The following is a 26795-nucleotide window of genomic DNA, read 5'->3' as shown; positions in this document are numbered from 1 at the left end:
CATGACTACTTGACGATTGCAAATTTGTCTACATATTCGCCTATCCCTTCTGCTGATACGTGATAGAAATAGACCCCGTATGCTATATCTTCATTATTAGCAGTCCTTAAATCCCAGGAAATAGCACCGTCATCAATTGCACCGTCATGGTTAAGAGTGTTAATCAATTCACCTCTAACGTTGAAAATTCTGATTGTACATTTTCGGGGTAGATTGTAGAAGTATATCTTCCTTTCTCCACGCCCAACTTGTCCTGAACTTCGCTCCCATTCAGCAGCACCTATGTATGGATTCGGGGCAACATAAATATCATCCATTTGAGACGAAGCAAGCTCGTTATCAATAGAGGCTTTAGTAACTCCAAACTGGAATGTATCTCCGTTACCAAATGAACGAGTACTTGATATACGGATCTTATCACCAGCAGAAGGAGGAGTTCCACTACCTTGTGCATTGAATTGAAGGTTATACCTATATCTATACTGGCCGTTTGGCTGTCGCTCAGTAACTACTAAGTTGTCACCTGAATTGAATTCACCATTTTCATCTTGGTCAATTACTAAAAGTACTACATCCGTATCAGTACTAATATTTCTGGCAAAGACCGGTATATCGATTCTAGTAAATTGCCCACCCAATATAAAAGGAGGCGAGTACTGCGTATCATTGGGTCCTACCCATGTGAGTTCGAAGTCAGAATCGCTTCTTACAAATCCCCCTGTTGAGATTCCTGTTGGTGTAAGAATATTTTTGGTTAGTGTAATTACCCAGTCTGTTTCCAGTCCATCCAGTTCATTTGGATTAAGACTGAATAATTCATTCTCTGATCCTGAATTAGAGATATATCCGGTTCTACTATCAATAACCTCAGTAGGTGGATTATTCTCCATTTCAAAGGTAAATCCATCAATTACACTGGTTGAAGGTGTAAACTCAGTACGTGCTATAATTGTATCTGAAGTTGTTAACTCAACCATTTCAAAGCCTGAAGTATTTCTAAAATCTCCTGAAGTTGACATCGTGTCAAAGAAGTTAACTTGGTATTGCTTTGATTCATCAATTAGATTTTCAGATACAATGTTCACATTAGCCCTTCCTGTACCATCACCAGTTGTTAAAGTGCTAAGATCAGTAGTTGACCCACCTAAAGTATACCCAAGTGGATTTGTCTTAGGAACAACTACAGCTGCGTTTACTGAAGTCCCTGTTACATTACCAGCTAAATCTACAGAAATGTTGAAGGTATTTTCCTGAGGATCAATACCTAAAGCGGTTGAGCCATCTTCAGGTTGAAAGCCTCTGTCGTAAGCTACGATAGCGTAATAGTAAGTTTTACCATTTGTGACGGTAGTATCAACATAGTTGAATTGTAGACCTGTGTTGCTTCCAAGATCAAAAATTGCATCGCCTTCCAATACCGGAACAGTGCCACTGATATCGTTATCCAAGTCAAATTGTGCAATTGGATCATAATAAGTAGGAGCACCATTTACATCCGTAATAGTTCTGGCGTCCGTAAATACATTATTTGTACTGCGGAATAACTTGAAGCCCTCAAAATCAAAATCCTGAAGAAAACGGTCATAACTCTCAACTGCTGCCTCATCCCATGATAGTACTACTCTTCTATCTCCTGCATCTGCAGTAAGTATAGGTGTAGTTGGGGGTTGAGCAAACGTATAATCAGCATTATAAATGTTTTGAACAGTTCTTCTATTTTTGAAGAAATCTTCCTCATTATCACCAAAAATCCATGCTGTAGAGAAGAAGTCTGTTGACTTGCCATTTGGAGTATTCTCGCTGGAAAGTTGTACTTCTCCTGACATAAAAAGCGCAAATGGCTCATCATCTGCAACAGATTGTACCGGCTCTTGGCCAAGTGGAAACTCACTCAAAACAATACGCTCGAATAGCCAGGTATCATCTCTAAGGTTATTACCACTTTCGTAAAATGGACGGGTGTTCAAGTCAAAACCTGTTAAGCCAATCTGATCTGATTCATCAACATCCAATTCATTAAAGTTAGGCTCTCCTTGAGTAGGCATTCCATCAGCTTCTCCTTCGTCAGGACCTACATAATCTAAGTCAAAAGGTCCAAGACCATCTCGGCCATAATCATCGTTTATTAATTCGCCTTGATCATAAACACCATTATTATTTTCATCAGAATAACCTACCCAGTCTAATTCTTCATCTTCAGGGTACCAAATACCTGCAATGTAAGCCGGGCGATCTTCTAAAGGACCATAGTAATTTTCAAACGCTGCACGGTCGTATCGTGCCTCAACCTCTGCCTCGATTGCGGCTTGTCCAACGATAGGCGTCATAATATTATTATCAAATCGAGATTCATCTGTAATACCGTCCTGATCAGCATCAACTAAATCATCGCTATCAGCCGGAGATTCAAGAAAGGCAAAACCCGTATATCCCAATTCATAGTTACCGCCTCCGGTTGTCGGCGTACCTATTCCATTACTATCCCAACCATATACAACATCAAGTAAGGGATCATAAGCGGCGTTATCATCATCTTCCTCATTACCTAATCCGTAATCTACAATCTGAACAAAATAAAGGCGCTCTTGATCGAAGTCTCCTTTGTTTGTAATTCTGTAGATCAAAAACATAGTATCCTCAGCAAGTATGTTTGCCCATTGGAAAACACGGACCTGCATTTGTAAGCCTAAACCACCCATAGTAGAATCTGACTGAGGACTTGGATAATACACTCCAAATGGACTGTATGGTTCGCCCGTTTCAGGATCTACTGCATATTCGTCATCAGAAAAGTCATCCATCACATAAAAAGACTCCTGATCAGCATTTGCTAAACGACCATCACGACCATTCCAGGTTCCTGGCCATCCAGCGTCAGATTCATTCAGCCTGTCAGGCCAAAATTCTGGCCAAGAGCTAGGATCCGTACTTAAGGCCGGAGTTGGAGTGAGAACGGATGTAACCGGATCTACTCTTTCTGGGTTATTAAATCCCGGAAGCGGAAGCCATCCCCATGCCTCTCCTGTAAAAGGGCTTTGTCGTAATCCAGCTTGTCTATAGTTGATGATGACCGGATTCAAAAGGGTATCAGCGGCTCCATTATAGAAATCAGGATAATCTGAACGATTACCGTTTACAAAACCGGCAATAATAACACCTACTCCATCAATATGGCGACCACCGATATCTCGAGGCCAAACTCCCCACGGAATGTCATTCCATCTGGAAAACTCACCATGATTTCGGAAGTTAGTTTGGATAAGGTTTCCATCCAGCACTCCCCTAGCTATCGACTCAGATTCACCACGATAAATTACTCCATTATACTCATCAGGAATTCCTTGCGCCATTAGGCTTCCTGAAAATAAGAGCATGCATATGATCAGGAATAAATTTCTACTCTTCTTCATACTTGTCTGTCTGATATTCTTTGTTTCTCTGATTTCTAATTTTTTTAACATCAAAATGTATATCTAAGTCCTGCTTTAACAGTTCTTGGAGGACCTTCCATTGACTGATTGTAGATGAATTCTTCGAAGCTATTCAAACCACCGGGAATAGAATTACCTCTTTGGATATCAGCCAGTCTTTCGGATTCGTATGAAACTCCGGTGTCATTGAATACCGACCACTGAGCTCTGGTATCGAAAACGTTATCAATTTGGAGGAAGAACTGAACGTCTTGACTTAATTTTACCGGTTTGTAGTAAAGTCTCATGTCAGTGTTAAACCAAACAGGCTTATCTTCATTATTATCTATGAAGGAAGTTCTGTCTCTTCTGAGTGTTGTATATGGTGTTCCTGTCTGTAAGCTACTTATAGCAGAGATGGTAAGCCCAATATTTGTTCGGTAAGTTAGAGTGTTGTTCAATACATTTCTTCTGTCCCAATCAAGTCTTCTAAGCTTAATTGTAGGCTCTAAACCAGCCTGGAAGCGGTTAAATGCGTCTGTTGGGTTTGAGGCTGATCCTTTAGCAAACTGGAGAGTGTAATCAATAGTCCATGAAATTGGGCCATCTCCTCTTTGGTAAAGTGATAGTGTTGTTCCCTTAATGGTACCGTAGTCAAGATTTATAAATCTTGAGATATTCTGTCCGTCGAAAGCTCGTCCAAACTCAACACCTGTAAGGTTTCTGATATCCTTAGAGAAAATGGTGAAATCGAGTCCCAACGTTTCAGTAATACCTTGTTGTAGTCCAACCTCAAATGAAAGTGTTCTCTCAGGATCTAAATTTGCATTACCAAACTGTGCTGGAGAAGCAGCTGGATTTTTCTCGTACTCAGAGTTGGTATAAAGAATAGACAACTGAGGTGTTTGAAAGAATAATCCCGCTGAAAAGCGCATTACTCCTGTTTCAGAAATTGGGAATGCGATTCCTAAGCGAGGACTCAATTGAAAAGTGTCATCAGCCTCAACCCTGTTAGAAATTGTTTCTGTCGGATTCTCTGGGTCAGAAATCGTTGCTCTTGAAGCCTGTGTCCAATCTCTTGGCACTGTAAAATTTGGATTAAAATAGTCAGCTCGAAGACCTGCATTAACAATCAGGTTTGGATACTCAATTTTTGTTTGAGCATATGCTGCAGCTTCATAAGGGCTGACGTCAAGAGCATAGGTGTCATACGGGCTGTCGTTAACTCTTGGCTCGTCATTCAACACTGTGATACCAAAAGTATTAACGTCTAGATTATGAAATCTTCCCGAAAAGCCAGTCTTAATAGACACTACACTGTTTAGCTGTGAAGTAAAACTTCCAACAACACCGGAAGTCTGAACTATATCACGTGTAGAAAATAGTTGGTTCCCTCCAACAGCAAAAGCTTCTCTACCCTGCTGAGTGTTTTGCTCTACAGGTACATAAGCACTGGAAAGGTTTAAAGAATCTTCCGGTGGAGTATGCAACCAAGAACCACCTGTATCATTTAGGTAACTAAACGAAAGGTTGGCGAAAGATTTCTGACCAAATACATACTTCATTCCCAAAATATGATTCTGAGAAAGGTTATGGTATTCGTTTACTCCATTAGGGTTGTATTTAAAAGCGTGGTTATAACCTTGACCGTCCGATTTTTGAAGAAACAAGTTGTAATCAATTTTAAAGCGGCTGTTTACTTCATAAACAAGTGACGAGTTTAGAGAATACCGATCTTGGTAGTTCATGGATACATAATCACCGGTTCCGGTAGATTCAATAAGCCAATTATTCCTCGCACTGTTACTTAGCCCAAAGGACTGATCAGAAGGTCGGAATAAGTCTTTTCCAATAAGATGACCAGGGTCTTTAAGGTATCTGAGGGATACACGAACACCCAGTTTTTCATCTATAATAGGGCCTCCAATTGAGACCTGAACATCTCTGTTCTCTAAAAAGGGAGCAGCTTCAGTATATGAAACTGTTTCACTGACAAAATCATCACTTGCGAGAAATGGTCCCGGACCTGTTTCTCGACTTATAAATTCAAGTTCTCTATTACTTACAATATTACCTGTATACGCTAGGAAATTACCTGACCAATCTTCTGGAACACCCTTAGTTACAATATCTACAACACCACTTAAGGCCTGTCCATACTCTGCATTAAAAACACCACTAATAACCTGGAGACTAGAAACCATGTTCTGCTCAACTGTAAATGCAGCAGAATTGTTATATGCATTATTAATAGGTACGCCATTTACCAAATAGGCAACTTCACCTGTCCTCCCTCCTCGGAAGTGACCATCTACAACACCGGCCTGATTATTAATAGCATCTGATAAGTTAACAACCGGTAAATCTTCTAATTGTTCTGAACTGATGTAGGCTGTAGTTGTAGTTCTATCTTTTTCTACAATTGGCCTTTCAGCTGTTACAACAACTTCTTCACCTTCTATTACTGATTCTTTAAGTGTAGCATCAATTCTTGTTGTTTGATCAACAAATACCTCTACGTTTTCAACTCTATATGTAGCGTATCCCAAGTATTGAAAAATTACTACATACGTTCCTGCATCAACATTATTAATGTTATATCTGCCATCAACGTCAGAGTTTATCCCTTTAGTAGTTCCTTCAATATAAACGGAAACACCAATTAAGGGATCGCCGGATTCATCTTTAACTTCGCCAGCAATTTTCCCGGTTTGAAATGCAGATACGGAATTTGTGGCAAGCAGGAAGACAAAAAGATAAAGTAGTCCTTTAAAAACTGTGAATACCTTCATAAGAATATTATTTGAAATAGGCATAGCCTTTAGAAGCTATGCCTATTGAATTTTAGTATGATTAAATAAATATACCTGTGACCATTACTTGATCAACATCATTTTTTTCGATTGAACAAATGATGATCCTGCACTAATTCTATAAATATATAGACCGGATGACAGGTTAGATGCATCAAAGTTTTGTGTATGACTTCCTACTGCCATAGACTCGTTTTTGATGAGAGTTGCAACTTTTTGACCCAACATATTGAATACTTCTAAAGTAACCTGTGTAGCACTTGGTAACGTGAAGCTAATGTTTGTAGTTGGGTTAAAAGGGTTAGGATAATTTTGCTCTAAACTAAAAGTAAGTGGTTGTGCAGTATTTGTTTCATCGTTAGATACCGTAGCATCTTTACCAACAAACGCAATTACTTGCCATTTAGAAGGTGTATTCCACCATCCGTCACCACCAGCTTTGTTAGACCATGACACCTGACGTTCACGAGCACCGTTAGTCTCATCACTATCATTAATAGCAATATTAAACGGATATGTTTTCACTTCAGTACCACCTGGGAAATCAAATGCTTCATCAGGTGTTGCATCAGGATTTACAGATCCAGTACCACTTAGGTTAACAGTATTAATCAAAGTAAGAGTACGGTAACCGTAGTCTGTTTCTTCAACAACAGTCTCTGAGTTAGGTATTAAAGCATTAATAAACCAACTTTCATGAATGTATCCAGTGCCATCAGCAAATGATCCGCCACGGAATTGGTAATCAGGGTTTTCACCTCTCAACATATCGTCATGAGTAGAACCTATAATGAATGATTCTGGTGAATAGTTACCTAGCCCCATTTCAAAACTGTCATAAGCCCAAGCTGCGCCTGCGCCTGTTTCAGTTGCAGGGAATTGGTATGCTTCATCTGAAATCTCATTATATATGATAAACTCTTGATTTGTAGAACCAAAGGCTAACCATGTTTTGCTTGAAAGATCTTCATTATTATCCGGAGCAGTACCGTTTTCTAAATAAAAACGATCTTGGTCGATTGTAAATGGAACATATCCGTCTGGAAAAAGACCGGCTAAAGTTGCGGCATCTGGAATAGTGCCTCCACCAATAGCTTCTAAAACAGTGGAAATTTCATCATCGCTGAACTCATAAGCATAACTGTTAAGAGTCGATACATTTCCTTCAATACTAGAACTTGTAACGTCACTTTCAGCTCCAAGACCAGACACGGCCGTTACAGCATAGTATGAAGTAATGTCACCAGCTAGACTAGCATGAGGAACCTGAATAGAATTTGTGAAAGTTAATTCACCATCAGCGGAAACGGTTCCAATTTGAGATACACCGGAAGCAGGAACATCTGTAATTGCTGATTCGCTAAAGTAGATGTTATAAGCAGCAGCTCCGGGAACAGCAGTCCAAGAAATGCTGTGTGTATTTTCAACACCCTCAACTGTAACAGATGTTGTTGCTGCTGGAGGTGTAGTTTCAAGATCGGTGCTTGAAGAGCCAATATAAAAATCATCATAGTAAATTGGGCCACCACCACCTACGGTAGCATCATCATAATCCCAATGTACACCAACATATTTAACAGACTCCCAGTCAAAATCCATGTAACCTTCAACTCCTTTACCTATAAAGTCACCGGCTGAGTTTCCACCAATACCAGGGTTAGACCAGGCACCTGGGTAATCCCAATTTGAAAAGAGCGTGTCAACTTCAACTTGTAAAGAATCACCGGTAAGCGTTACACCTGCATTTGCTGAGTCTAAAGCCGCAGTTGTACGAGGAGGTAATGGAATTGCAAATTCATGCCATTGGCCATCATGAGCCCAGGCAGGAATAGTCCATCTCATTCTAAATGGTAGATTATCTGTCTCGTAGTTGATACCGGTATCGGTGTCAAAAAACGCTACAAATACATTACCTCTACCAGCAACTCCATTTGCTGTATCTGAGAGTAGCTTGAAAAATAGAGTGTCGGTTTCACCGTAATTGTCTGCTGTAAAGTCAGACATATCCGCTCCATTTTCCGCCGGATCACCGTTTGTAAACCTAAAACCTGCTTCACGGTATGTTCCGTAATCGATTCTGTAAACGTTGTTATCACCATCCGGATTTAAAGGGTCAACTACATTAACCCCTTCGTTAGCTGGTATTTCCACATTTGCACCGTCAATAAAAAAGATAAACTCTTCTTCAAGAGTAATTTTTTGTGCATTAGTTAAACTAGAAAAACCAGAAATTAATACTACACCCACAAGAAGGGCTGCTGATCTAAAAATAGTAGCTTTAGTCATAATATTTCTGTTTTGTTGGTTATGATTTTACAGGATTTTGTACCTGAAATAGCAACTTATTATTTAAAAGCGCTACCAGATCAGGTATTAGCCCGCCCCCTATTTTATAGAATCCCTTCCAAAGATACAACTTTTTAAAAGCTATTTTTTTCTCTGAAGTGAGAATTTATTTCATATGAGTGCTAATTTATCCCAACAGGTAGAATGTAAGCGCTTTTTGATCATCTAATTAATTCTATTTAGACAAATACTATGCAAAGCGCTACCAATGTGACTGATAATTATTTATATTCTTGAGAATATTTTTCATGTTTTTGAATAATTTTCTACTATTAGCTAATAATTACAGTTTCTAGAATACCTTATGAAGACAACTTTAAAAGATATTGCAGACCAAACCGGACTCTCTATATCAACTGTTTCCAGAATTTTAAGAGGCGATTCAAAAACCAGTTCAGATAACGTAGAGCAAACTATTCGTACTGCCCAAGAATTAAATTACCCTATCAATTCCCGGCTTCTAAACCAACAGTATGATTATAAATCTACGCTTCAAGTTGCGCTCATAAGTTCTTTCTATCCTGACGAGTTTTATTCCACCTTTTTCTATGGATTAAATAACGCGGCTCAGTCCGAGAACATCTCGTTATCCTTTTACATTTTTGATTCGGATAAAAACAATCTGCCTGAATTCATAAAGAACCTGAGTAATAACTCTATAGATGCTGCTATCCTTTTCCTCCCCGCTTTACAGGAAAAAGACTACAAAGAAGTTATTAAGAAAGTACCGAAGAGTTTTTCTTTGATTTCTATGGCTCCTCTCTTTAATCCAATTTTAGATACCATCACTTTTGACTCGTACCGGGGTGGTTATTTAGTAGCCAAACATTTTTACGAAAGAGACTATAAGGATGTAGGAATCATTACCGGACCTCACAACAAGAATGAGGCCTTACTTAGAAAAAATGGTTTTACTGACTTTATAGGGCAAAAAGACGATATCAATCTAACCTGGCAATTTGAAGGAGATTACACTTTTGAATCTGGCAGGGATGCTTTTGAAACTTATTCAAAACTAGAGAATAAGCCCCGGGCAATTTTTGCCAGTAATGACTACATGTGCCTTGGCTTCCTCGAACATGCCACTAAAAATGGTTTAGACATCCCCAATGATATAGCAATAGCAGGATACGATGATCTTCCAATTTGTGAATACGTTCACCCTTCTATTACCTCTGTCCATACCGATTACAATATTTTGGGGAACAAGACATTCAATCTACTTAAAGAAAAAATTAATGCGCCTTACGATCATAGCGGAATACTAAGCATCATTCCTGTTTCACTTTCAGTTCGACATTCATCCTAAACAATCACACATCATGAATAAAAGAATAATCCCGTTACTTACACTATTACTGACGCTGGTTGCCAATTATACGTTGGCTCAAGATGCCTCAATTGATCAAAAGATAGACCAACTTATTGATCAGATGACCGTTGAGGAAAAAGCTGGTCAAATGACCCAACTTAACATCACCACTATTGTAAATGGTGAGCAAAATGATGTAAACCTTGTTAGGGAAAAAGCGATTAACCTGATTAAGAATCACCACATTGGTTCTTTTTTAAATGGTGAAGCCGTTCCTGCTGACCAATGGTTCACTTACATGTCGGAGCTCATGGAAATTTCTATGGATAACTCCAGATTAGAGATTCCCATTATTTATGGTATTGATCACATGCACGGAGCTAGTTACATAGCTAACAGTACCATCTTCCCTCATAACTTAAACATTGGCGCCACGTTTGAGCCAGAACATGCCAGACAAAATGCTCGTGTTACAGGTATTGAATCAGCAGATTTAGGTCACCACTGGATATTTGCTCCTGTTTTAGATTTGGGTAAAAATCCGCTTTGGCCACGTATTTATGAGACCTACGGTGAAGATCCGTATGTAGCTGAAGTAATGGGAGCTGAATATGTAAAATCACTTCAGAATAATCCTGAGACAGCACCTTACAAACAAGCTGCTACGGCGAAACACTTTATTGGATATTCTGATCCAATTGAAGGCTGGGACCGAACGCCTGCTCTTATCCCCGATCAGCACCTTCACGAATTCTTTGTTCCTGCATTTAAATCTGCAATAGAGGCTGGTATTAGTACAGTCATGATTAATAGTGCAGAGATTAATGGAGTTCCTGTTCATGCATCAAAAGAACTACTTACCGGACTTCTGCGCGACCACCTTGGTTTTGAAGGCGTAGCTGTAACTGACTGGGCTGATATTGATCAACTGGTTACCAAGCACCGCGTTGCTCCAAACCTCAAAGAAGCTACTTTCCTTGCTGTTGAGGCCGGTATTGATATGAGTATGACGCCTTACGACCTTTCATTCACAAATGCACTGATTGAGTTGGTTCAGGAAGGCCGTATTACTGAAGAACGATTAGACCTTTCTGTTCGACGAATTCTAAAGCTCAAGTTTGAACTTGGTCTATTTGAAAACCCATATCCAAGTGATGATAGATTAGACTTGATTGGAAAAGACGAACATAAAGAATTGGCTTACAAAGCAGCTGTTGAATCTATTGTTTTGCTTAAGAATGAGAATAATGTACTTCCGCTTTCAAGTGATGTCCAAAATATTCTAGTGGTTGGGCCATCGGCTAATTCTAAGAGAAATCTAAACGGTGGCTGGACATTAGCGTGGCAAGGTGGCGATGAAGAACGATATCCTGATGATGTAGAAACAATCTTCACCGCAACACAAAAAGCATTCCCTAATGCTTCTGTAGAATATATTGATGACATCAGCAGCCAGAATATGGAAACTATTATGGCAAAAGCTAATTCTGCAGATGCTGTGTTTTATGCAATGGGTGAAACTCCGTACACAGAAGGTGTTGGTAACATTAACACCCTCCTCCTTCCCAACGAACAACAAAACCTGATTGATGCTACATCCGGTGTGGATGCTGCCAAAATCTTCGTTTATGTGGGTGGCCGACCTAGAATCATAACCGATATGGTTGATAATGTAGATGCAGTACTTTTTGCTGGCTTACCAGGCAATGAAGGCGGAAAAGCTATTGCCAATATTATTTCGGGAATGGAAGTTCCAAGTGCAAAACTACCAATCACCTACCCTAAATTCCCGGGTGTATTCTATCCGTATAATCATAAAGTCGCCGTTTTCACTCCAAGTACTCAAGCTAATGAAGAGTTTGTAGGTACTACTTTGTATGAATTTGGTGCTGGATTGAGCTATACCTCTTTTGAGTATTCTGACCTTAAACTATCCTCAACTGAAGTATCTAAGGATGGAACTATTGAGGCAACCGTTACGGTAAAAAATACTGGTGATATCACTGGTAAAGAAGCAGTACTCTGGTTTTTAAGCGATGCATATGCGTCCATTACCCGACCGGTTAAAGAGCTTCAGCATTTCGAAAAGATTGAGTTGGAAGCCGGTGAAGAAAAAACCCTGAGCTTTACCATTAATCCAATGGAGAACCTTTCCTTCCCTGATAAAAATGGAAATTTATTATTGGAAGCTGGTGCTTTCACACTTACTGTTGGCGATCATTCTCAAGAATTTACCCTTACAGATTAAGACTGTTATACCTTACATTTTCCGGAACTGCCTACTGGGCGTTCCGGATATTTATATACTTCTCAAATGCACTCCTCGCATTTGTTGTATCTCCTCTTAAGGCATAAAGCCTGGCATAGTTATACCACAGTAACTGCGACTGTTCATCTAATGCTTTTGACTCTTCTAGCCATTCCTCTGCCCTATCCAAATCTTTATGTATTAGATATAGAGCAGCTAATGAATTTGAAAAGTAAGGGTCATCCCGTTCTATACTTAATATGATGTGAAGCAATTGTGCCGAATAGGTATCAAATTTTCGACTATTAATAGCGTAAGCGACACCTTTCTTAAGGAGATTCTCATTATAGATCTGCCAGTAAGCAAGTTGTTGATAATGCTTAACCACTGAAAGTGAATCCCGTTGGTTTGAGCTATAATTGATAACGTCAGTCAGAGCTAGTGAAACCGGGCGCTGCATCCTCCATGAAGTTGCTGCTATAGAATCCACGTACGATCTGGCCTGATGGGCATCATACAATCGTTGGAAGCCAGCATATTCCGCTTCTTCACTTAACCCTTTTTGAAATGGATAACCTGATGTCAACCGATCAACGGGAACCGTTGAATATATTTTTTCAAATTGTGTAGTTGATGTCCTTTCAAACAATATGTTGGGTGAATAAGCCGCTTTGATATTTTCCAGCTTGTTAACCATCACTTCAAAGAAAAGATCTGCAATAGCTTGATGTCCTTCCCAATCTGGATGAAGATGATCAACAAAGAAACTCGAATCAGGAATTGTACTTCGAGACTTATTTTCTGCCAAAGAGTTAACATCGACAACTTCAGCTCCATACTCATAAGCTTCGGTACTAATAACCTCATTTATTTTTTCAGGAGCTCTGAAGCGAATTGCATCTAATTCTTTGGCTTGAAAGAAAGCATCGCTTGCCGAATTTACTTCCCCTTCTTCAAATAGCCTCACTCCTTTCGTAAAACTGGAAATTGCTTCATCGTTATCTCCTAATGGAGCCTGATCTTTCAGATTAGAGGCTACGGTCCCTATAAATACAGGCACTGATTGATTCTCAAACCGATCCAGAACGTCAGATATGTTTTCCTGAAATTGACTTATTCCTGCTTCAAATAGCTCACTTTCAATACCTATTTCAGCATCTTTTACTACTTTCGCCATCATAGTCCGATTGTCAGAATCAGCAGTATCTTCAGGTCGCATAATGTCTTCTATGAACTGGTACAATCTCCAATTCTTTAGGTTCAACATAAGACGCTTAAGGCCTACTCCCTCACCAAAACCAAACTGTGTACTGCCAACCCCAAAAGAACCATAGTACTCATTATGGCCAGCATAGATAATGACAGCATCGGGCTTATACTCCACCAGCCGGCTACTTAAATCCCAAATCACAAAGCTGTTTACGGCAGTCATCCCAAGGTTAACTAACTCAATATTGAGTCCCTTTGTTTCCATAAGCAGTCTTTGTTCTAACTGTGTAGAAAAGCTGCTATAGAAATTATAAGGAAAGCCCTGTGTAGAAGAACCGCCCATCACAAAAACACGAAAAGTATCTTCTTCTTTCTCTTTTAGGAAGGGAGATATTGCAACCTGAGGCCTGAAGGACGGAAAATACCTGGATACAAAAGCTGGATTTGTAGCTACATATTCAGGTTGAGTAGGAACTTCAACAAAAAGACTTTGGGCATCCTCATTGTAGCCACTTATTCTAAGTAAAATTTCAACCAGACCTAATAGCAGAAATGGGAAAAGCAGCGTTATAACCCAGTAAAGTGTTTTCTTCATATCAAAGATGTAAGTGTGCGGAACTCCTGAAGTTCATTCAGTAAATTTGTTTGCAATATTAGCGGCTCAGGGGATTGGAGTTTATATATTATTATTCAGTTTTGTCAACTTTAATTAGGCAAAGTAGAGTTCGGAAAAAACTGGACTAGCTAAGCATCTTACTCTGTTAAGATTACTACCTCATTCTTAGATCAAAAACTAAGAATTTAAGCTTCATACATTCTCAATCGCTGAATAGGTATAAAGGGGAAAGGTGAATTCAGTTCACCTTAATCCCAGACAACAGTCCCCACTGAACCCGAGAATAACGTGAGAGATTTCACTTCTCCGTCAACAGAGATATCAAAATCAATTCCTGAATCTGTGTCGTTTAAAACAACCAATACAATCTGTCCATCAGGGTTCTTGAAAGCAACGTTTGGCAATCCTTCGATCTCATTAGATTGAATACGTACAGACCCCGGTCTTACAAACTTCGAAGCATGAGCAATGATATAATAGGCAGGATTTCGAGTAACTTCATTTCCATCAATTGTTAAAGCCCCCAGGCATTGTGTACACCCTCCATCCGTATGTGGATCTTGGTTAGGGTCGGCCGCTAAATTCCACTCCAATACATTACGGCTCCAGTTTCTGGTGGCGCCAACAATCAACTCACGGATATGCCATGATAAGTCAGATGAAAAGTTACCGGGGGCTCCAATCCATTGCTCAGTGAAATACAGGTTCTTATCCGGGTGTGCATTATGGACAGTGCTTAAAGCTGAGATATCTCCCCCATACAAATGAAAAGCAGAACCGTCCACATACTGTTTTGCTTCGGGGTCGTTCATAATACTAATCGGATACTGTGGATTATCAGCATTGTGATCCCAAATAATAATCTTGGTATCAATTCCGGCCTCATCGAAAGCAGGTCCTAAGTGATTTTTCACGAAATCAGCCTGTTCACTTGCTTCCATGTACATACTTGGATTATTGCTGTCGTGCAAAGGTTCGTTCTGTACCGTGATTGCATCTATAGGAATACCTTCATCAGCCATTCCTTGAATATATTTAACGAAATACAACGCATATGCGTCATAATACTCCGGCATTAGCCTTCCACCTATTGTAGATTTACTGGTTTTCATCCAGGTAGGCGCCGACCAAGGTGAACCCAGAATCTTTAAGTCTGGATAGATATCTAATATTTCTTTTAGTACCGGAATCAAATACTCCCTATCTGGGTCAAGGCTGAAATTTTCCATACTTTCATCCGTCTGACCAGCGGGTAATTCGTTGTATGAAAATGGAGCTGGATCAAGATCAGAAGCTCCTATACTAACCCTTAAATAGCTAACTCCTATTTTGCCTTCTCCTTCCCCAAATAATTCGTTTAGAATGCTTTCTCTGGCCGAAGCATCCATATTATTTAAGTGAAGGGCGCTACCTCCTGTTAAAGAATATCCAAAACCATCTATAGTCTGATAGGTAGTATTCGAGTTAATATTTATTACTGGATTGCCGGAATTTGAGTCTGCTTTTCTTAATCTGTCTTCAAGTTTTTGAAACAGAGCCTGACCGTCGGCCGTTGTCAACCAAAGCTCGGGAGAATTATTCCCATCATCGTTTACGGTCTTGCATCCTTTCCAAACAAAGATTAGAAGCATAAAACCAATACTACTCAGTATGATTCTTGAGCTAATAGTTTTTAAAAAATTACGGTTCATGAGAAAATTTTTCATATCTAATAGTATTTCATGAGCTTAGGTGATCAATATATACTATTGCGAGTTTTTAGAAAATAGCTTTTCCGATTGCCTACATGTTTTTTGATGTAAGCAATCAATTTGGCTCAACACTCACAAATCGTTCTATGTTCCTGGACATTTCAATACGAGTAACGAGAGATTTGATCACCTTCTTGTAGAGATCAATACCAGAGGCTTTGTCTTCAACACCGGAGTCAATATTTGGGTTGTCATTAACCTCGATTACATACGCCTTATCACCAACCATTTTTAGATCCACACCATATAAACCATTCCCCATTAAAGCTGCTGCTTTAGTAGCTAATTTCAGTACCTGTTTAGGTACTTCTTCAATCAGTACAGTAGTTGCTGCCCCCTCCTGATTTTTCTTGGCTCCTTTCCAATTATAGATCTGCCAATGATCTTTTGCCATGAAATATTTACAAGCAAACACTGGTTCATTATCAAGCACACCGATTCGCCAATCATAGTCGGATGGAAGGAATTCTTGGGCAAGAACCAGATCGGATTTTTTAAATAATAGGTTCAGCGATTCCTTTAGCTCACTCTCATCATTCACTTTGATTACTCCAAGAGAAAAGGCACTATCCGGCTGCTTTAGGATTAACGGATAGCTCAAATTCTTAAGACTATTTTGCTTAATGGAGTTTTTAAAAAAGACCTGCGTTTCCGGTGTTCGTATGTTGTTCATTTTTAAGCGCTCATGCAGATAGATTTTGTTTGAACATCTCAAAATAGACCAGGGATCGTCGATTACAGCTAAACCCTCAGCATAAGCTTTCCTCGAAAATTGATAGGTGTACTCATTTACGTTTGTAGTTTCCCGAATAAATAGGGCATCAAATTCCGACAGTCGGTTATAGTCTTCTTTTGTGATGAATTCTGTGTAGATATCCAGCTCATCAGCTGCTTTTTCAAAATTCTTAAGCGCTTTTTTGTTTGATGGTGGATTCGCTTCTTCAGGATTAACCAGAATGGCCAAATAGTATTTATAACTCTTGAGTTTCGTCCGTTTAAATCTTCTGGACTTGAAATAAATAGCTGCAAATTCCTGAACAGAAAGCAAGTCTTCCGGTTTCACTTTATTTAAACTTAGGGGGACTATTTTCTTTACTTCCCAGAATTGCCCTTTGCTGAATTGCACCTGAAACATCGGGGCCTCAAACAGGTGATACAGCTTTTGCCCTAATACTTTAAAAGCCGGATCAATTGTATGCCCGAAGTACACATTTAAACTCAGCTTATTTTCTCCTCTTTTTTGCAAAGCCTTCTGTATAACTTCTTCAATATCATCTGCTATTGAACTGATTGCTCCTGTATCTTTAAAATCCCTGATTGTAGTTACATTAGGAATTGCTCTATGTTCTCTTGCGGATGCTAAAAGGGACACATAATAGCCTATACTTTGATACTTATAGGAATTACATAAGTTAAAAACGCGCAAAGATCGCTCTGAAAACATCCCTTTGTTGGAGGTATAGTCAGCCGAAGAAACGACTTCGACATTTTCAATGTCAAGCTTCCAATTTTTAGGATCATCTACTACAATAATGTTCGATATACGGTTTTTAAACTCCGCCTTGGGCAACTCTTTAACCATCCGCAGACCATCCCGTCCCAATTCGTAATAATCACTGAGCAATTCAGTAGAACTGAAACCCGCTTTTTTGTACCAGTTGATAAGCTTCCTGTTCTCTGCATAGACTTCGAGTGAAATACGTTCAGCACCTTTCTCCAAAGCAATGCTGTGCACTTTTTCCAAGAGTGTGCTTCCAATGCCTTTTCCTTGAAGATCAGGATCCACTACAACAGAAAAAATTCGGATCGTCTTCTTGTACATGTAGAGCACTAAGCTCCCAATAGCTTCAACGCCCGTTTCTTGTTGAGCTTCCGCAATCCATACCTGCTGAAAGTTGCTCTTTAGGCTTAGGTCGAGGGTTCTTCGGGAACTCTGTTGAAAATAAGGAAACGATTTACGTTCAAGATGAAGCAAAAGATCGAGGTCGCTTAACCGGGATCTCCTGATTGAAATATCCATGTGAAAGGCAGTTAATTATATTCCAAAATTACATCTTTATTTAGCTATGTCATATATGCAGATGAAATAATTTTAGACCTCTTTTCAATTTAAACTGCCTTTAAGAAAGCTATCCCGTGAACTTCCCTTTCATTTGAGAAGCATCAAAACACTCCTCGATTTCTTTTTGAAGGAATGCCTGGAGTGATCGATTACCGGCAATAATGCGCTGACCAAAGAGCCAGTCATCTTCGCCGGCCCAATCGGTAACAATTCCCCCGGCCTCCTGAATTATCAGCACTCCTGCAGCTACATCCCAGGGACTCAACCCATATTCATAAAACCCTTCGAACCTACCACACGCAACATTGCATAAGTCCCAGGCAGCAGAACCCGGACGCCGTACACCATGCGTTTTCTCCATCATCCTTTTAAACAGAACCAGGTAATTATCTACCAGATCCAGGTTGTTATAGGGAAAGCCGGTGCCAATCAAAGAAGATGAAGGGTCATTATTTTGGGATATTTGAATCGACTCCCCGTTTAAAAATGCACCCTGCCCCTCAACCGCTGTGAATAGTTCGTCATTGGCTACTTCTAAAACCAGTCCAACTTTGGGTTCCTTGTCTTCCCATAAAGCAATAGAGACGCAATAAACCGGGAAACCGTGAGCAAAGTTTGTGGTTCCGTCAATCGGATCAATGATCCAAACACGTCCATCCGGCAAGGAGGTTTTCTTCTGAGATTCTTCAGCCAAAATTTCATCCTCAGGAAAAGATGCCTGGATAATTTCGATGATTTTTTTCTCTGAGTTTACGTCAGCATCAGTGACTAAATCATTCTTTCCTTTAAGTTTTACATCGAAGGATGCTCGGCTGACATAATCACGAATTATTACGGATGCTTCTTCTGCGGCTTTCTTTGCTACTTCTAACTCGTTGGAGTAATTCAAATTCTACTGATTGTTTAATTAGAGTGTGTGATTTAACAAAGATAGATATTAAAAAGCGGTATTTCCTTAATTGTTGGCTTTAATATCAGGCAAAAAATGAGGATATTCTTTTTTCAATTTCTTACCCAAAATACAGATTGATGATCATCCCTATAGCAAGCGACCACGCTGGATATCCCGCTAAGGAAATTGCTAAAAAGTTACTCGAAGAAATGGGCCATACCCCTGTTGACTATGGCACTCACTCCGAAGATTCCGTCGACTATCCGGACTTTGCCATTAAAGTATCAGAGCTGATAAATGAAGGCGAACACGAACTGGGAGTTTTGGTTTGCGGAAGTGGACAAGGCGTATGTATGACTGCTAATAAATACCCAAAAGTAAGAGCAGGACTCACATACTCTACCAAAGCTGCTGAACTTACACGCCAGCATAATAATGCCAACATTATGTGTTTACCCGGTCGGGAATTGGATGAGTCACAAATCAAAGAAATTCTTGAAGTCTGGTTTACTACCAAATTTGAAGGTGGCCGCCACGAAAGACGCGTTAACAAAATTGAATCCCTAACACAAAAGTAACAGCCGCTAATGAAATCCCTGCAAGAGCAAGATTCAGAAATTTTTAGCCTGCTTGAAAAAGAAGCCGATCGTCAGAATTATAACTTAGAATTAATTGCTTCCGAGAACTTTGCTTCTAAAGCCACTATAGCGGCCATGGGAAGTACCTTAACCAACAAGTATGCTGAAGGCTATCCTGGGAAGAGATACTATGGAGGTTGTGAGTTTGTTGATGTGGTTGAGAATCACGCAATTGAACGAGCTAAAAAGCTTTTCGGAGCAGATTGGGTAAACGTTCAGCCACATTCCGGTGCTACGGCAAATGCAGCTGTTTATCTCGCCTGTATGAAACCGGGTGATACGCTTTTGGGATTTGACCTTTCACACGGCGGGCACCTTACACATGGATCTCCAGTAAACTTTTCAGGCATCAACTATAATGCTGAGTTTTATGGAGTAAACAAGGAAACCGGTCGCCTCGATATGAATGTAATCCGTGACCGGGCACTGGAAGTTAAGCCAACCATGATTTCAATCGGAGCTTCAGCTTACACCAGAGACTATGACTACGAAGCTTTCCGGAGTATCGCAGATGAAGTTGGTGCCCTGCTCTGGATGGATATGGCACATACTGCAGGACTTATAGCCACCGGCAATCTTAACGATCCCCTGCCTCATTCTCACGTAATCACTACAACTACACACAAAACATTACGCGGACCACGTGGCGGAATGATTTTAGTAGGGAAAGATGGAGAAAACACGATTGGAGTAACCGCACGCAAATCCGGGAGAACCAAGAACTGGGGTGAAATTTTTGACTCAGCAGTTTTTCCAGGAACCCAAGGCGGTCCGCTGATGCACGTTATTGCCGCTAAAGCCGTAGCCTTTGGAGAAGCACTTCAGGATGACTTTAAAGAGTACCAGACACAAACCCAGAAAAATGCCAAGGCTATGGGCGATAAGTTCATGGAAATGGGATACGATTTGGTAAGTGGCGGTACTGACAATCACCTTATACTGATTGACCTTAGGAGTAAAGGATTGAATGGTAAGATTGCTGAAGAGGCTCTGGAAAATGCAGCCATCACAGTAAATAAGAATATGGTACCATTCGATACAGAAAGCCCATTTGTAACTTCCGGTATCCGAATCGGCTCCCCTGCTATGACAACTCGCGGACTAAAAGAAGCAGAATTTGAACAAATCGCGGTGTTGATCGACAAAGTATTACAGAACCCGGAAAACGAAGAAATTCACAAATCAGTAGAGCAGGAAGTACGTGATTTGTGCGATCGTTTCCCTCTCTATGATTTTGTAACTGCATAAGCAATACAGGACCCCACTTTGGAACAACGTCAAATAATGGAAGGTGAGCCGCCTAAGGCCAAGAAACCCGCTAACCGTACCGATACCATGTCTTTCCTCGATCATCTTGAAGAACTAAGATGGCGATTGGTTAAAGGACTGGTTGGAGTTATGGTCGGTGTAGTTATAGCCTTCATTTTCTCCGATTTTATTGTTGAAAAAGTAATGCTGGGACCAACACGGTCTGATTTTTTCATGTACGACTTACTTCGGGTTGATGCCGTTAATTTTGAACTCCAAAGCCGAAGATTACCCGGACAGTTTTTCACCTTTTGGGGAACCTTGTTTGTAACCGGGTTCATTATCGGGTCTCCGATATTCATCTATCAGATCTGGGCATTTATTGAGCCGGCTCTTGAATCATCAGAAAAAAAGAAAACCTTCTTTAGCACCTTCTTTATCACCTTTTTCTTTTTGTTGGGTGTAAGTTTTGGGTATATGATTTTAGTTCCCTTTGCTTTGCAGTTTTTTGCTCAGTTCCAGATATCAGACATCATACGTAATGATTTTGACATCAATGAATACTTCAGCTCAATATCTATGTGGGTGGTAGCCTGTGGGGTTATTTTTCAGATTCCGGTGGTCAGTTATTCCCTTTCTAGAATTGGGATATTAACCCCGGAACTCCTCAAAAAATATCGCCGGCACTCCATTATATTTGCCCTAGTCGTCTCTGCGATGCTAACTCCCCCCGACCCTATTTCACAGATCCTTATAGCATTACCGTTAACTGTGCTGTATGAACTTTCCATTTGGATAAGCCGCTACGCTGGCCGTAAACGGAAGAAGGAACTTGATAAAGCAATTTCGGGCACCGACTAATAAGTTGTGGATAGAATAATCCCTAATCATCTATGGTTTTAAGCCTTTGAAGCTTTATCTTTAGTGAAATAAAAATCAATCCGAATAGTTTAGCATTTATACTTTTGAATAAGAATTTCTTTATCAGCCAAATGAAATCAATACCTACTCAACGATTTTTTCTAGCTACTTTTTTAGCCGCCTTTCTTTTTCTATCCATTTCTTGTGATACTAACGATAGATTCAGAACTGACTATTCAACTGTTCCTGCTCCATTATCTATTACAAATCCTATCAGTGTTGATACCACTGATTCAGGCTTGATCATATATGTTTTGGAAGAAGGATCTGGTGAGATTGAAGTTACTCCAAGAGATCAGGTAAATTTTTACTACACGAAAAGGTACAGGGATGATCTGAGTGATGTGATTACAAGTACATATGTTAATGGATCAACAAGCCCATCCATCGATTATGTGAAATTTATTACTTCATCTATTGGCAGAAGAAATCCATCCATCATAACAGAAGCTCAGTTCCAAGAGGGTGTTTTAGGAATGAAAGAGGGTGAAAAAAGAGTGCTTATTCTTGATCCTCCAATTATAAGCGGCCAAGGTGGTACTTATACCTATTCTGACGAAGAAATCTGGATTGAAGTAGAGGTCGAAGAGATTGTATTTTAGTCTCTGTAGACTCTTTTCACTTTAGGTGAGATTGCAGTGGTTATTTCGTAAGGAATTGTATTTAGCTCTTTGGCCCATTCCTTAGCAGAAAGCTCTCCATTTTTCAATAACGTAACTTCAGTTCCAACTTCGTGGATGTCATTTTCTAAGTAAACGGCTACGTAATCCATACTAATGGTCCCCACCTGTTGGTAGGTTTTGCCTTCTATTTCAACCCTGAATTTACCGCTCAATCCACGGAAAATCCCATCGGAGTATCCTACAGAGATAATGCCTAACCAGCCGTTTTCAGGAGCTTGCCAGCGACTTCCATAACCCACCAAATCCCCCTTCTTTATTTTCTTTATCTGAACCAGGTCTGACTTCCACTCCACAACCGGTTTCAACTCAGGAATTTCAACCGATCCCGGTGCATATCCATACAAACAAACTCCGGGACGTACAGCATCAAAAAAAACATCTTTATCATCATAATAAAAAATAGCGCCGCTGTTACAAGTATGGGTCAATAGATTTTGAGGAAATTGAGATTGGATCTCTTTAAAACTCTCAAGCTGTACTTCTACCCTGGGCTGATTTGCTTCATCAGAGTTTGCAAAGTGTGTGTAGATACCGGTGTAATTTAGGTGGCTATATGTATGCATTTTCTCAAGAGTAGACTCGGCATCTTCAGGCAATATTCCTAACCTAAACATGCCCGTATCAAAATGAAGATGGCAATCTGTTCCTGCTTCAAGCCTCTCAAAAACGGATAGGTCAGAAATGCTGGCTGTAATATTATGTTCTTTAAATAGCTTTTCTTTTCCAGGTGGGGGAATTTCAAAAACCAAAATCGGAAGCTTTATTCCGGCTTCTCTCAGCTTTACTGCTTCATCAATTCGAGCTACACAAAACCATTCAACCTTATCTTGGAGGTATTCAGCAACCGGTATCATTCCATGCCCATAAGCTTCATCTTTCACCACAGCCATGCGCTGCACTCCCGGACCAATCTTTGCATTCACTGCCTCAAGGTTATGACCAATTTTGGAAAAGTTGACGTACAGTGTTGAACTCAATGATTTACCTCAGCTAAATGAAAATAATTTCTTTCTGTTATTCTTAAGGATGACTTGAGCAGCGTTATGTCCGGCCGCCCCAAACACTCCTCCTCCCGGATGGCAGGACGCACTTGCCAAATATAAATTTTTGATCGGAGTTTCATACTGACTCATTTCAGGAATTGGACGGAACATAAACATCTGGTCGAAGCTCATTTCAACATGCATTACATTTCCTTTTAAAAGACCGTGCTTTTTCTCTATATCAGCCGGTGACTGTATGTACCAATCGATAAGTTTATCCTTCATATTTGGAGCGTATTCTGTCACTACATCGTAGATCTTCTGCGCCTCTCTTTCCCGGATGTCATCCCATTTAAGTCCGTTAGCCAGTTCGTAGGGATGCCATTGTGCCCAAGCAAACAGGGTGTGTTTTCCGTCTTTAGCTACATCAGGATCAATTTTTGAGAATGTCATAGCCAAGACCGCGGGCTTTTCAGGGGGTAATTTTTTAGTGTAGTCACCTATCGCATTATTCATGTACTGAACGGATGGAGCAAGCAACTGAATTCCGTTGTGAATATCGGGATCGCCCGGTGCCGCTGTGTAATCAGGAAGTTCTTCAACGGCACACCGAATCACCATCCCAAAACCATTTCCGACATTAATATCCTCCACTTTCTTAAACATGGAATCGTCCAAATGTTCCCGGCCAACCATTTTCATCATTGTGGTTTGAACGTGCGCATTTGAAACAATGGTATCGGCTCTGAATTCTTCTCCACTTTCGGTTTTTACTCCAATTGCTTTGTTATTTTCAATCAGAATTTTTTCTATGGGGTGATCTGCTCTTACTTCTCCACCGTGAGCTTCAATCATGTTTTTCATGGCCTGGGTGAGCATCCCGCTACCACCTCTTGGATGCTTGGCTCCACTCTCATGCAACATCGACTGCCAGCCTGCAAAATCGCCCGTAGCGGAGTGATCGGGCAGCGGGCCGGACTGTGCAGCAAACCAGAGTATTGCAGCCTTCATATGCGGACTATCGAAGGCATCATCTACAACCTTGCCATAGCTTGATAGTATTTTCTGAAGTCCGGAAGCCTGTTCTCCTTTTCGGAACATGGCTCCGTCTTTGATCTGCGCTTTAGCCATGGTCCCTATGATGTTGCCAGCCGCAGGTTTGGTCATAAAGGCCTTCAAAACACCTTTGTTTATCTTGCCCCAGAACTTGATAAACTCTTTGTAGTTCTCAACATCTTCGGGTGCTACTTTTGATATGGATTCCAGCGTACGTTCTACATCCTTCCAAAAGTGAATAACCCCCTTCCCGGTAGCAACCGGATACGACATAATGGGATCCATGTCGATATACTCGAGTCCATATTTCTCAAGTTCCAAATGCTCGATAATTCCTGTTTGGTGAATCATTATATGAACTGAAGAACCCACATCCATGCGGAAACCATTGGGGTTTTCTTTAGACTCAAACATAGTCTCTGTGCGAACGGCACCACCAATAGTGGTGTCGCGCTCAAGCACTAAAACTTCATATCCATTTTTTGCCAGATAACAAGCGGTAACCAAGCCGTTGTGTCCCGATCCGATAATAATAGCGTCGTATTTTTTCATAAGTACTAAAGATAAAATGAATTGCGCTAAAGCAAAGATTTATTAGTTTATACAAACCTGTTAAATTTTTGATTAATTCGATTTTTTATGAAAGTAGGTCGGTTTGAAATTGAGCAATTAAGCGAAGGGATTTTTGAAGCCTATAACGATGGCATCTTCCAAAAAATAGATTCAGCTGACATCACCGCTAAGCAGGTTAAACAAGGCCTTAATAAAAGCTCTTCCACAATCGGCATTAACCCTATTCTAATTCGAAATGGAAAACAGAATATCCTTCTGGATACCGGCCTCGGATGGGGTTTAGATCATAAAAGTAAATACAACGACACCTCTAACCTCCTTACCAATCTGGATATCTTCGGCTTATCTCCAGCTGATATTACGCATGTGGTCTTAAGTCACTTACACTTTGATCATGCAGCAGGATCTACTTTTGTGGATGAATCTACTTCAACTCAGGCAACTATGCCTTACGCTAACTATTTCATTCAGAAGAAAGAATGGTATTACGCACTCGAGCAGGTTGATCAAAAAAAGAATACCCTTGGAGCAGGATATGAATTAGATGAATTCTATAAGCTCGCCGCTGAAGATAAACTGGTGATGATTACCGATACTTATTTTGAATTAGTACCCGGCATCGAACTTATCCGAACGGGCGGTCATACGCCGGGACATCAAATTGTGAAAATTCAAGACTCCGGAGAAACAGCCTACTTTCTTGGAGATTTAGTTCCTTCAGAACACCACCTGAATCACTATGCTATGCGGCAAATGGATATTGATCCCATTCAATCCAAAAAGGCTAAAACACTGTTACTTCGTCAAGCCCTCAAAGAAAATTCACTCATGCTTTTCTACCATTCAGTTCATGCCAAAGCCGGTAAATTAGAGCAGGATGAGGATAAAAAATTTGTATTGAGAGACGTTGAGAAGTGATCTCTAATTCTTTCAGCTCAGCTAAAGATTGAAAACCCATCTCCAAAAATCATGCTTGACTGGAATCAGGTAAAAGGTAAATACAGAAATGTGGTAGAGAACCAACATTCCCATAACTTTCAGAAATACGTCTTTTCGATTGTTTGATTTCTAGTACCAAATATATAGTCCTCCAACAGTAATAGAAGCAAATTCTACAAGTGGGCGAAAATAGTATTAGATAGTGCGGCTAGAAAAAGGGAGAAAAGCGCAAATTTGACCCTACTCCGTTGGAATAGAAAGTTGTTCATTTTACTTAATTGCGGTCAGTTAATAAACAAGAAAATCAACGAGTCCTGGTATTTTCGTTCCCATAATCATCCCAGAAACTTGATTGCACCTAAAACGTAACACAATATTTCTATAATTAATTACCTGCAAATTATTATTTTCTTGGAAAAAAGCGGTAGCATGAAAAAGAAATCAGTCTATAAATTACTTTTAGAATTTGTACTCATCTTCTCAGCAGTTACTCTTTCATTTATAGCGGAGGATTATCGGCAGAACAGTCAACTTCGAGATCTTGAACGAGCCACTTTAAAAGGAATACTCACGGATTTGGAATATGACCAAGATCAGCTGAAAACAATCCTCTACTTTGATTCACTTAAATTAGCCACAACTGAGGAATTGAACGGAGTTTTATCATCTGATGATCCTGATAAAGAGAATGTGGAGTATGTAGTTTCTGAGTTTTTTGGTGGTACTACCTTTAATTTAACCAATAGCCATTACGAATCACTTTCTTCTTCAGGAATGCTAAAAGAGATTACGAGTGAAGATTTAAGAAATCAACTCATTAATTATTACGATTCCTTTGGATCACATTTGAAAAGCGTATCTGAACTGTATCAGTCAGAATATTTTAACTTCATGCATTCACTTGACAAGTTAGGTGTATTTCGTGGAGTAGAATTCAATGTCAGGGACCATCAGGTATTAGTAAACGACATTGAATGGAAAGGAAAACTGAGTAGGGTATATACATTTACTCAAATGTTTAATCCACAATATGAACGCATGCTTGAATTCAACAGATCTCTTTATGAAAAAATATCTAAAGAGTTAGAGTCTTAA

The 26795-nt window shown here is 40.0% G+C and carries 17 protein-coding genes; 8 read left to right on the top strand and 9 right to left on the bottom strand.

Annotated features, from left to right (window positions below):
* Positions 1–5: 5 nt before the first annotated feature.
* From CL667_00830 to CL667_00820, 3 genes are read right to left on the bottom strand one after another with little or no spacing between them, the layout of a single operon-like run.
* The gene (locus CL667_00830; GenBank protein MAL16226.1) at positions 6–3461 is read right to left on the bottom strand and encodes a hypothetical protein; all 3456 of its coding nucleotides are present in this window, start codon (positions 3459–3461) and stop codon (positions 6–8) included.
* Positions 3461–6226: a hypothetical protein gene (locus CL667_00825; GenBank protein MAL16225.1), complete on the bottom strand. Its 2766-nt coding sequence runs from the start codon at positions 6224–6226 to the stop codon at positions 3461–3463. Before CL667_00825 ends, CL667_00830 begins: the two co-directional genes overlap by 1 nt.
* Positions 6227–6286: 60 nt before the next feature.
* The gene (locus CL667_00820; protein MAL16224.1) at positions 6287–6991 is read right to left on the bottom strand and encodes a hypothetical protein; all 705 of its coding nucleotides are present in this window, start codon (positions 6989–6991) and stop codon (positions 6287–6289) included.
* A gap of 1882 nt (positions 6992–8873) precedes the next feature.
* Here CL667_00820 and CL667_00815 point away from each other — a divergent pair.
* A complete protein-coding gene (locus CL667_00815) occupies positions 8874–9878 on the top strand; it encodes a hypothetical protein (GenBank protein ID MAL16223.1) in 1005 nt (334 codons plus the stop codon).
* 13 nt (positions 9879–9891) lie between these two features.
* Positions 9892–12129: a beta-glucosidase gene (locus CL667_00810; protein MAL16222.1), complete on the top strand. Its 2238-nt coding sequence runs from the start codon at positions 9892–9894 to the stop codon at positions 12127–12129.
* 31 nt (positions 12130–12160) lie between these two features.
* Here the strand turns inward: CL667_00810 and CL667_00805 are convergent, their stop codons facing one another.
* The 4 genes from CL667_00805 to CL667_00790 form a co-directional block, all read right to left on the bottom strand.
* Entirely contained in the window at positions 12161–13933 is a 1773-nt protein-coding gene (locus CL667_00805; GenBank protein ID MAL16221.1) for a hypothetical protein, read from the bottom strand.
* A gap of 269 nt (positions 13934–14202) precedes the next feature.
* Complete coding sequence (locus CL667_00800; GenBank protein MAL16220.1) at positions 14203–15585, bottom strand: glucosylceramidase; 1383 nt, start codon at positions 15583–15585, stop codon at positions 14203–14205.
* A 175-nt stretch (positions 15586–15760) separates the two neighbouring features.
* A complete protein-coding gene (locus CL667_00795) occupies positions 15761–17725 on the bottom strand; it encodes a RimK family alpha-L-glutamate ligase (protein ID MAL16219.1) in 1965 nt (654 codons plus the stop codon).
* Between the two features lie 109 nt (positions 17726–17834).
* On the bottom strand, positions 17835–18656 hold the full coding sequence (locus tag CL667_00790; GenBank protein MAL16218.1) for an inositol monophosphatase: 822 nt from the start codon (positions 18654–18656) through the stop codon (positions 17835–17837).
* A gap of 140 nt (positions 18657–18796) precedes the next feature.
* Here CL667_00790 and rpiB point away from each other — a divergent pair, with 140 nt between their 5' ends.
* From rpiB to CL667_00770, 4 genes are all read left to right on the top strand, one after another.
* Positions 18797–19237, top strand: coding sequence for a ribose 5-phosphate isomerase B (rpiB, locus tag CL667_00785; protein ID MAL16217.1), 441 nt, complete (start codon positions 18797–18799; stop codon positions 19235–19237).
* 9 nt (positions 19238–19246) lie between these two features.
* A complete protein-coding gene (glyA, locus tag CL667_00780; GenBank protein ID MAL16216.1) occupies positions 19247–20545 on the top strand; it encodes a serine hydroxymethyltransferase in 1299 nt (432 codons plus the stop codon).
* Between the two features lie 36 nt (positions 20546–20581).
* Complete coding sequence (gene tatC / locus CL667_00775; GenBank protein ID MAL16215.1) at positions 20582–21406, top strand: twin-arginine translocase subunit TatC; 825 nt, start codon at positions 20582–20584, stop codon at positions 21404–21406.
* A gap of 104 nt (positions 21407–21510) precedes the next feature.
* Entirely contained in the window at positions 21511–22068 is a 558-nt protein-coding gene (locus tag CL667_00770; protein MAL16214.1) for a hypothetical protein, read from the top strand.
* Here the strand turns inward: CL667_00770 and alr are convergent.
* Both alr and CL667_00760 read right to left on the bottom strand, forming a co-directional pair.
* Positions 22065–23126: an alanine racemase gene (gene alr, locus CL667_00765; protein MAL16213.1), complete on the bottom strand. Its 1062-nt coding sequence runs from the start codon at positions 23124–23126 to the stop codon at positions 22065–22067. The two genes, CL667_00770 and alr, sit on opposite strands and share 4 nt — an antisense overlap.
* Before the next feature lie 9 nt (positions 23127–23135).
* A complete protein-coding gene (locus CL667_00760; protein MAL16212.1) occupies positions 23136–24740 on the bottom strand; it encodes an FAD-dependent oxidoreductase in 1605 nt (534 codons plus the stop codon).
* 87 nt (positions 24741–24827) lie between these two features.
* On the opposite strand from CL667_00760, the gene CL667_00755 reads away from it, so the two are divergent.
* Both CL667_00755 and CL667_00750 read left to right on the top strand, forming a co-directional pair.
* Positions 24828–25679, top strand: coding sequence for a hypothetical protein (locus tag CL667_00755; protein ID MAL16211.1), 852 nt, complete (start codon positions 24828–24830; stop codon positions 25677–25679).
* A 450-nt stretch (positions 25680–26129) separates the two neighbouring features.
* A complete protein-coding gene (locus CL667_00750; GenBank protein ID MAL16210.1) occupies positions 26130–26795 on the top strand; it encodes a hypothetical protein in 666 nt (221 codons plus the stop codon).

This window comes from Balneola sp., from assembly GCA_002694685.1.
Classification (GTDB): domain Bacteria; phylum Bacteroidota; class Rhodothermia; order Balneolales; family Balneolaceae; genus Gracilimonas.
The sequence above is the reverse complement of the archived record's forward strand: the minus strand, read 5'-3'. Positions and strand labels throughout refer to the sequence as shown.